This window comes from Vicinamibacterales bacterium, assembly GCA_035699745.1.
Classification (GTDB): domain Bacteria; phylum Acidobacteriota; class Vicinamibacteria; order Vicinamibacterales; family 2-12-FULL-66-21; genus JAICSD01.
Genome location: DASSPH010000065.1, coordinates 18,709 through 28,038 on the forward strand (window position 1 = coordinate 18,709; position 9,330 = coordinate 28,038).

Consider the following 9,330-nt stretch of genomic DNA (forward strand, 5'->3'; position numbering starts at 1 on the left):
GTTTGGGAGTTTTGGGAGTTGGGAGTTGGGAGTTGGGCGTTACTTGGGCGTTGGGACTTGGAACTTGGGAGTTGACATGGCCACCACTGTAGCGACACCAAAAGGCGGCTCGTGGCTGATCGAAGAGACGCCGGCCGAGGGCGCGTTCACCCGCGAGCGGCTCAACGACGAGCAGCGGCTGGCCGGCCAGACGGCCGCGGAGTTCATCGACAAGGAAGTCACGCCGATGACCGATCGGCTCGAGCAGAAGGACTGGGAGCTCGCGCGCACGCTGGTCCGCCGCGGCGCCGAAGTCGGCCTGCTCGCCACCGACGTTCCCGACGCCTACGGAGGCCTCGACCTCGACAAGGTCTCGTCGGTCGTCGTCGGCGAGGCGGTCGGCCGCAACGCGTCGTTCGCCACCACCTTCGGGGCGCAGACGGGCCTGGCAATCACTCCGATCCTCTGCTTCGGCAGCGAGGCGCAGAAGGCGAAGTACCTGCCGCCGCTCGTCTCGGGCGAGATGGTCGGCGCCTACGCGCTCAGCGAGTCGGGCTCGGGGTCCGACGCGCTCGGCGCCCGCACCCGGGCCGTCGAGGCGCCGGACGGCGGCTACGTGCTGAACGGCGAGAAGATGTGGATCACCAACGGCGGCTTCGCCGATCTCTTCATCGTCTTCGCCAAGGTGGACGGCGAACACTTCAGCGCCTTCATCGTCGAACGCGGCTTCCCGGGCGTCAGCACCGGCAAGGAAGAGCACAAGTGCGGGCTGCTCGGTTCGTCGACGACGCCGCTGATTCTCCAGGACGCGAAGGTGCCGGCCGAGAGCCTGCTCGGCGAGGTCGGCAAGGGGCACAAGATCGCGTTCAACACGTTGAACTACGGCCGGCTGAAGCTCGGCGCGATGTGCAGCGGCGGCTCCCGGCTGGCGATCGAGGAGGCGGCGCGCTACGCGGCGCAGCGGAAGCAGTTCGGCAAGCCGATCGCGTCGTTCGGCGCGATCAAGCACAAGCTCGGCGAGATGACGGCGCGGCTCTACGGCGTCGAGGCGATGCTGTACCGCACCGCGGGACTGATCGACGCCGCGCTGCAGGACGGCCATGCCCCCGAACAGATCCTGGCCGCGCTGGAAGAGTTCGCGATCGAGGCGTCGATTCTCAAGGTGGCGAGCAGCGAGGCGCTCGATTTCATCCTCGACGAGAACGTGCAGATTCACGGAGGCAACGGCTTCGTCCGTGACTACCCGGCCGAGCGCCACTACCGCGACGCACGCGTCAACCGCATCTTCGAAGGCACCAACGAGATCAATCGCATGCTGATTCCCGGCATGCTGGCGCGCCGGGCGTTGAAAGGCGGGCTGCCGCTGATTCCGGCGGCGAAGAAGCTGATGGACGAGATGCTCGCGCCGCCGTCGATGGAGGCGCCGTCGGACGCGCCGCTCGACGCCGAGCGGCGGGCGGTGGCGGCGATGAAGAAGGTCGCGCTGATGGTGCTCGGCACCGCGATGCAGACCTACGGCACGCGGCTGCAGGACGAACAGGAAGTGCTGATCGCCGCCGCCGACATCGTCATCGACACATACGCGAGCGAGAGCGCCGTGCTCCGAGCGTCGCAGTCCTCGGGGCCTGCCGTGAGCGAGCGTCAGCGAGTCGAATGGCACGAAGCGGCCGCGCGCGTCTTCGTCAACGATGCGGCCGCGCGGGTGGACGCGTCGGCGAAGACCGCGCTCGCCGCCATGGCGGAGGGGGACACGCTGCGCACGCTGCTCGCCGCGCTGCGCCGGCTGCTGAAGGTCACGCCGGCGAACACGATCGCGCTGCGGCGTCAGCTGGCCGAGGCGACGGTAGAGCGCAGGGGGTACGTGTTCTAGTACGCCGACGTCTCGACGGCCCCCGTCCGGCGGGCACGCCAGAACAGCTTCGCGCGCTCGATGCCTTCCTCGGCCAGCGAGTAGCTGACCGGGACGAGCAGCAGCGTCAGGAACAGGCAGAGCGACTGCCCGCCGACGATCGTGACCGCGATGTCGGCGCGCTGCGCCGCGCCGGCGCCGACGCCGAGCGCGGTCGGGATCAGCCCGGCGACGATCGCCGCCGTCGTCATCAGAATCGGCCGCAGCCGCGTCTCGGAGGCCTGCAGCAGCGCCTCCCGCATCGGCAGCCCCTGCCGCCGCAGCACGTTGGTGTAGTCCACCTGCAGGATCGAGTTCTTCTTCACGATCCCGAGCAGCAGCAGCACGCCGAGCGCCGACCACAGGTTCAGCACGCGTCCCGTCATGTAGAGCGTCAGCAGCGCGAACGGCACGGACAGCGGCAGCACCGTCATGATGACCAGCGGCTGCACGAAGCTCTCGAACTGCATCGCCAGCACGATGTAGATGAAGACGCTGGCGAGCGCGATCGCCAGGATCATGTTGGTGGTGGTCTCGTCGAGCAGCTTCGACTGGCCGCCGAACCGGAACCCGTAGCCCGGCGGCAGCTTCAGCGCCCGCGCGTGAGTGCCGATCTGCGCGAGCGCCTGATCGAGCGGGTTCCCCGGCTTGAGGTCGGCGAAGATGGCCATCGAGAACTGGCGGTTGAGACGCTGGATCACCGTCGGGCCGAAGCCGCGCTCGATGGCCGCGACGTTGTCCACGCGCACCGGCTCGCCGCGCGTCGACGGCACCATCAGGCCGCCGATCGCCTGCATGTCGGACCGCTGGTCCTGGCGGACCCGGATCGTCACCGGGTAGCGCTCCCCCTTCTCGCGGTATGTCGAGATCTCGTCCTCGCCGCTCACCATCAGCCGGAGCGCCCGCGCGAGATCCGAGATCCGGACGCCCAGGTCGGCGGCACGCTGGCGATCGACCGCGACGCGCAGCTCGGGGTTGGACAGGTTCACCACGGCCTTCGAGTCGCTGATCGCCGGCATCGCCTGAACGTCTTTCAGCAGCGCCAGCGCGTAGCCGGAGAGCTGGCGCAGATCCGGCCCCATCAGGTTCACCTGGATGGGATACGACGCCGACTCTCCTCCCCCGATGGGCGTGCGCATGACGATCGTCGGCTTGTAGCCCGGGTACGCGGTCATCAACTGCCGCACGTCCGCCGCGATCGCCTCCTGCGTGCGGCTGCGCTCGTCCAGCGGCTCGAGCTGCACGAAGATGTGCGAGTGATTGACGCGCTCGAAGATGGTCGGCATCACGTGGGCGACGCCGTCGATCGCCAGCAGCGGGCGGGTCAGGCCGAGGACGGTCTTCTCCATTCCCTGCAGCGACGTGCCTTCCGGCGTGTCGATGACGAGCTGGAACTCGCCCATGTCCTCGTTGGGGAGGAAGGATCGCCCGATCAGGCGGCTCAGGACGAAGCTCGACGCGAAGACCAGCAGGCTCACCGCGATCACGATGCCGCGGTGATCGAGCGACCAGTCGAGCGTCCGGCGATACAACCGGTCGACCCGCCCGAACGCCCCTTCGCCGTGGCGATGGACCTTGCCGTCGGTGCGTACCACGCGCGCGCTCAGCATCGGCGTCAGCGTGAGGCTCACCAGCAGCGACACCATGACGGCGAACGCCATGGTGAAGCCGAACGGATAGATGAACCGCTGCGTGTAGCCGGTCATGAACGCGACCGGCAGGAAGATGACGATCAGCGAGACCGAGGTGGCGACCACCGCCAGCGTCACTTCCCTGGTCCCGTCGATCGCCGCCTGGAACGGCGGCGTCCCTTCCTCTTCCATGTGGCGGAAGATGTTCTCCAGCACGACGATCGCGTCATCGATCACGATGCCGACGGCGAGCGTCAGGGCCAGCAGGGTCATGCTGTTGAGCGTGAACCCCGCGGCGCGGATCAGCGCGAAGCTGGCGATGATGGAGGCGGGGATCGCCAGCGACGCGACCACGACCACCCGGATGTTGCGGATGAAGACCATGATCACGAGGCTCGCCAGGATGCTGCCGAGCAGCAGATGCTCCTCGAGCGAGGCGATCGACGCGCGGATGAACTGCGAGTCGTCGCGGGTGATGGTGACCTTGACCTCCGCCGGAAGCGCCCGGCGCAGCTGATCGAGCTTGGCGCGGACCGCCTCGACGACCTGGACGGTGTTCTGGCCGGACTGTCTCCTGACGTCCATCACCAGCGTGCGCTGTCCGTCGAAGAACGCCGCGGTCCGCGCTTCGGCCGTCGTGTCCTCCACCGTGGCGACGTCGCGGATGCGGATCGGCGTCGGCCCCGCCTGGGCGACGACGATGTTCTCGAACTGGTCCGTGGATTCGACGCGCCCGAGCGTGCGCAGCGTCAGTTCGGCGTCGCCCTGCGGGATGTAGCCGCCGGGCACTTCGACGTTCTCGGCGACCAGCGCGTCGCGCACCTTGTCGACCGTCAGTCCGTGCGCGTTCAGCTTCTCGATGTCGAGGACGACGTGGATCTGACGAGGCTGGCCGCCGGAGATGGTGACTTCGCCGACGCCGTCCACCGTCTCGATCGCCCGGCGGATCTGCTTGTCGGCGATCTCGGTGAGCGCCTGCACCGGCAGCGAGCCGGAGAGCGCGAAACTGACCACCGGGTCGGCATCGGGATCGACCTTGGTGATGATCGGCGGCTGCACTTCGGGCGGCAGCTCCCGCATCGCCTGGGCGACCTTCTCGCGGACGTCCTGCGCCGCGTCGTTGATGTCGCGCTCGAGCACGAACCTCAGCGTGATGCGCGCGTTCCCCTCGCGGATGACCGCGCTCATCTCGTCGATGCCCGAGATGCTGCTCAGCGACTGCTCGGTCGGCTCGACGACGGCACTGTTCAGTTCTTCCGGGCTCGCGCCAGGCAGGTTGATCGAGACCTGCACCACAGCGGGGTCGGCCTTCGGCAGCAGATCGACGCTGAGATCCCGGAACGAGAACACCCCCATCACGACGAACAGCGTGACGAGCATGGTCGTAAAGACCGGGCGCTTGACGCAGAAATCAGCAATCGACATCGATCCTCGACCCTCGCCCCTCGCCCCTCGCCCCTCGATCAGTGCTTCGCCACGACCCGCATGCCGTCAGCCAGTTGATCGACGTCGCTCGAAACCACCCCGGTGCCGGCATCGAGCCCCCTGGCCAACTCCACGCGATCTCCGAGGCGATCGCCGAGCACCACTTCCCTGCCGACCAGCATTCCGTTCTGCACCGTGAACACGCGGTTGGTGCCGTAGCGGCTCTGCACCGCGGACACCGGCACGGTGACGGCGCGGTCGACGTGATCCGTGGCGATCTGCACGCGAGCGAACGTCCCCGGTTTCAGCCGGCCGTCCGTGTTGGGCACCTCGCCTTCGATGGCGAACGCGCGCGACTTGAGGTTCACCGCCGGCGAGATGCGGACCACCCGCCCCGTGAACGTCTCGCGCGGGAAGGCATCCACGCGGATCGCCAGGTCGCGTCCGGTCTCGATCCACGGCGCGAACTTCTCCGGCACTTCTGCGGTCAACTTCAGCGGCTGGAGCCGGACGATCCGCATCACCGGCGTCTGCGGCTGCAGGAACTGACCGGGGGACACCAGCCGCTCGGCGACGTAGCCGTCGAACGGCGCGCGGATGACGGCGTCGCGCAACTCGCGCTGCGCCAGCCGCAGCGAGGAGCTCTGAGCCTCGATGTCCGCGCGCAGCTGCCGCGCCGACGAGAGCGCCTGGTCGTGCGCCGCCCGGGCGGTGTCGTAGCGCGTCTGCGCCGTCTCGAGATCCGACTTCGAGATGAGATTGCGGGCGGCGAGGTTTCTCGCCCGCTCGAGCTGCTGCTGCGCGTCGGCGAGCTGCGCCCGGGTGCTGACCACCGCAGGCACGCGCTCGAGCGGCGGCAGCGTGCCGTCGTCCGACGCGCCGTACCGGGCGCGCGCCTGGTCGAGCGCGGCACGCTGTCCTTCGGCGCGGTACTGCAGCTTCTCCTGGTCGAGCTCCAGCAGCGGCGCGCCTGCGGCCACCCGGTCCCCCAGGTCGTGAACCAGCCGCGAGACGCGGCCCGCCACCTCCGCGCTGATGACCGCCTCCTCGCGCGCGGCAAGCGTGCCGACGACGTCGACCTGGCGGCGGACGTCGCGGACCTGCGCGGCTTCGATGGTGACCGGGCGCGGCTTCTGGTTCTCCGCGGCGGAGACACCGCGGTCCCGCGAACAGGCAGCGAGAGGAAGGATCACGGCCACGGCGAGCGCGCAGGACTTCATGAGAGAAGATATAGATACCACGCGAAGGTGCTGCAGGTGCGAAGGCTGCTGAGAGACGTCATCGTGCTGTCCGTGCTGCTCGGGATTGCGGCGTGCTCGAAGCCGCCTGTGCCGTATCCCGAGCAGATCGCGGCGTGGCATGCCGAAAAGGACCGGTTCATGCGCGAATCGCCGGACTCGCCCGTCCCGGCCGACCGCCGGGCGTCGTTCCCGCCGCTGCCGTACTTTCCGATCGACCCGGAATACCGCGTCGCCGCGAGCCTGGAGCTGGCGCCGGCGGGCGCTGCCGTGGAGATGCCGACGTCCACCGGGCAGCGCCGCCAGATGCGTCAGCTGGGAACGCTCTCCTTCACCGTCAAAGGACAGGCCCTGTCCCTGGGCGCGTTCGCCGAGGCCAACGACCGCACCGGACGCCGGCTGTTCGTGCCCTTCGGCGACCTCACGAACGGCATCGAGACCTATCCGGGCGGACGGTATCTCGACCTCGAACGCACCGCGTCCGGCGTCTACGAGCTGGACTTCAACCGCGCGTATCACCCGTTCTGCCTGTTCAATCCGGCGTACGACTGCCCGTATCCACCGCCGCAGAGCCGCTTGAAGGTCCCGATCCGGGCCGGCGAGCGCCTCGCGCAACAGAAGAGATCTCCGGGCTGAGCCCGGAGCTACCCGCAGATCCCAGGCAGTCCTCACATGCCAATCAAGGCAATCGTCTTCGACTTCGACGGCGTGCTCGCCGACTCAGAGATGCTGCACCTCCGCGTGTACCGCGAGCTGCTCGGCCCCTCCGGGGTGAACATCACCACCGAGCGGTACTACGAGCGCTATCTCGGTTCGGACGACGAGGGGGTCTTCCGGCAGGTGGCGATCGATTACGGGCTGCTCCTCGGCGACGAGGAGATCGAGCTGCTGATCCAGGAGAAGGCGCAGCGTTTCGAAGCGCTGGTGTCGTCGGCGGACGTGATGTATCCGGGCGCGGCGGCGTGCGTGCGGCGCCTCGCCGCGGAATGGCCGCTCGGCATCGCGTCGGGAGCGCGGCGCAGCGAAATCGAGCTGATGCTCGGCGGCGCGGGCCTCTCCGACGTGTTCCGCTTCATCGTCGCCGCCGGCGACACCGACAACGGCAAGCCCGCACCGGATCCGTATCTGCGCGCGGCGGAACTGCACGCCCTGCCCCCCGCCGCCTGCGTCGCGATCGAAGACTCGCACGCCGGTCTGGAATCGGCCCGCGGCGCCGGCATGCGCACGATCGGCATCGCCACCACCTACCCGCGGCAGACGCTGATCGCAGACGCGGTGATTGACTCGCTGGACGAAGTGACCGCCCGGTTCGTGCGGGAGATGGGGGCGTGACGTACGCGTTTGGGACTTGGCAGTTGACAGCGTAGAATCCCTTCGTGCCTTTGTCCCTGCAGGCGCGGCTGCCGCGGATCGCCGACGACCTGCTGCGCTCGATCGACGAGCCGGGCGAAGCGCTGGCGCCCGCCGCGTTCGCGATCGCCGGCGTCGAGTATCCGGCGCTCGATTCGGCGCCGTACCTGCAGCGCCTGGAGCGCATGGGCGAAGCCGCGGCCGGACGGCTGCGGCGGCAACCGGCGGCCGGGGCGCGGGCGCTGATCGCGACGCTCAACGCCTACCTGTATGAGGAGCTCGGGTTCAGCGGCAACCGCGAGCACTACGACGATCCGCGCAACAGTTTCCTGAACGAAGTGTTCGATCGGCGGATTGGCATCCCGATCAGTCTCGCGATCGTGTATCTCGAGATCGGGCGGCGCGCCGGGATGAAGCTGGAAGGAGTCAACTTCCCGGGTCATTTCCTCGTCCGGGCGCCGGCCGAACCGGCGGGCGCAGACGACGACCTGATCATCGACCCCTTTCACTCGGGCGCGCTGCTCTCCGAAGTCGACTGCCGCCAGCTGCTGCGGCAGCACGTCGGCGACGAAGCAGCGTTCGATCGCCGGCTGCTGGCAACCGCCACGCGCCAGCAGATCGTCGTCCGCATGCTGGTGAACCTCAAGCGCCTCTACGTGCGGATGCGATCGTTTCCGCAGGCGCGCGCGATTGCCGATCTGCTGCTGGCGGTGGACCCGTCGGCGCTGGCCGAGCTGCGCGACCGCGGCCTGCTCGCCTATCACATGGAAGACTTCGCGGCGGCGCTGAGGGATCTGGAGACCTACCTCCGCCTGATGCCGCGCGACAGCGCGCCGCCGGAAGCGCACGTCGGCGTCGCCGATCGCGACGCGGACGGCGAGGCGGACTCCGAATCCGCACAGATCTGGGAGCACGTGAAGACGCTGCGCCGGCGCGTCGCCGGCTTCAATTGACCGGGTGCCGCTTCGCTCTTGGATCGCTCAATCCAAGTCGTTGAATAGAGGCGTGTCCCGCGTCCCGCATCCGGGCGGGATCCAGATCCTGCTCATCCTGCGAAGACTTTTCTTTCTAACGACTTAGGATCTCGTCACCAGCCCCGTCACAGGTGTCCGGACGCTGTGCGTCCGTGGCACCCATCCTGCTATTCAGCCCAGCACGTCGATCCGTTGGTTTCAGCATCTGGAGGACGAAAAAGATGAGATTGCGTTTCACCGCCATGCTGGCGGCGCTGGCCCTCGTGCTCAGCGCGGCGCCGGTGTGGGCCCAGTCGCAGACGGGTGAGATCTTCGGCAAGGTGACCGACGAATCCGGAGCCGTGCTGCCGGGCGTCGTCGTGACCTTGACCGGGCCATCGCTGCTGCAGCCGCAGACAGCGACTACGACTGAGACGGGGTCGTTCCAGTTCCCGCGCCTCAACGTCGGTACTTATAACGTCAAGTTCGAGCTCCCCGGGTTCAAGACGGTCGTCAAGGAAGGCATCGAAGTCACGGTCGGCTTCGCCGCCAACGTGAGCACGCAGCTTGGCGTCTCGACGGTGCAGGAAACGGTGACGGTGACGGGCGAGAGCCCGATCGTCGACACCAAGCAGACCGGCACCAGGCAGACCTTCACGCTCGAGCAGCTGCAGAGCATTCCGTCGGCGCGCGACCCGTGGGTCATCCTGCAGCAGACCGCCGGGATCGCGATGGACCGCGAGAACATCGGCGGCAACATGTCGGGCCAGCAGTCCAACTACATCTCGCGCGGCGGCAACCCGACCAACAACAAGTGGTCGCTCGACGGCGTCGACATCACCGACATGTCGGCGACCGGCGCGTCG

At 68.2% G+C, this 9,330-nt stretch carries 7 protein-coding genes; 5 read left to right on the top strand and 2 right to left on the bottom strand.

What is annotated here, in order from left to right; translation table 11 throughout:
- Positions 1 to 76: 76 nt before the first annotated feature.
- Entirely contained in the window at positions 77 to 1,849 is a 1,773-nt protein-coding gene (locus VFK57_14215) for an acyl-CoA dehydrogenase family protein (protein ID HET7696864.1), read from the top strand.
- On the opposite strand, the gene VFK57_14220 is transcribed toward VFK57_14215, so the two are convergent.
- The gene (locus tag VFK57_14220) at positions 1,846 to 4,923 is read right to left on the bottom strand and encodes an efflux RND transporter permease subunit (GenBank protein HET7696865.1); all 3,078 of its coding nucleotides are present in this window, start codon (positions 4,921 to 4,923) and stop codon (positions 1,846 to 1,848) included. The two genes, VFK57_14215 and VFK57_14220, sit on opposite strands and share 4 nt — an antisense overlap.
- Positions 4,924 to 4,961: 38 nt before the next feature.
- Positions 4,962 to 6,143 (bottom strand): efflux RND transporter periplasmic adaptor subunit, encoded by a 1,182-nt coding sequence (locus VFK57_14225; protein ID HET7696866.1) that lies wholly within the window; start codon positions 6,141 to 6,143, stop codon positions 4,962 to 4,964.
- Between the two features lie 27 nt (positions 6,144 to 6,170).
- On the opposite strand from VFK57_14225, the gene VFK57_14230 reads away from it, so the two are divergent.
- From VFK57_14230 to VFK57_14245, 4 genes are all read left to right on the top strand, one after another.
- Positions 6,171 to 6,797 (top strand): DUF1684 domain-containing protein, encoded by a 627-nt coding sequence (locus tag VFK57_14230; protein HET7696867.1) that lies wholly within the window; start codon positions 6,171 to 6,173, stop codon positions 6,795 to 6,797.
- Positions 6,798 to 6,833: 36 nt separating this feature from the next.
- On the top strand, positions 6,834 to 7,493 hold the full coding sequence (locus VFK57_14235; protein HET7696868.1) for an HAD family phosphatase: 660 nt from the start codon (positions 6,834 to 6,836) through the stop codon (positions 7,491 to 7,493).
- A gap of 44 nt (positions 7,494 to 7,537) precedes the next feature.
- A complete protein-coding gene (locus VFK57_14240; GenBank protein HET7696869.1) occupies positions 7,538 to 8,464 on the top strand; it encodes a transglutaminase-like domain-containing protein in 927 nt (308 codons plus the stop codon).
- Between the two features lie 242 nt (positions 8,465 to 8,706).
- On the top strand, positions 8,707 to 9,330 hold a 624-nt coding region (locus VFK57_14245; GenBank protein ID HET7696870.1), incomplete at its 3' end, for a carboxypeptidase-like regulatory domain-containing protein.

Bases quoted from the DNA above. Each gene is read 5' to 3' on its own strand.
- VFK57_14235 (HET7696868.1), top strand. From the start codon at position 6,834: ATGCCAATCAAGGCAATCGTCTTCGACTTCGACGGCGTGCTCGCCGAC.
- VFK57_14220 (HET7696865.1), bottom strand. From the start codon at position 4,923: ATGTCGATTGCTGATTTCTGCGTCAAGCGCCCGGTCTTTACGACCATG.
- VFK57_14215 (HET7696864.1), top strand. From the start codon at position 77: ATGGCCACCACTGTAGCGACACCAAAAGGCGGCTCGTGGCTGATCGAA.
- VFK57_14225 (HET7696866.1), bottom strand. From the start codon at position 6,143: ATGAAGTCCTGCGCGCTCGCCGTGGCCGTGATCCTTCCTCTCGCTGCC.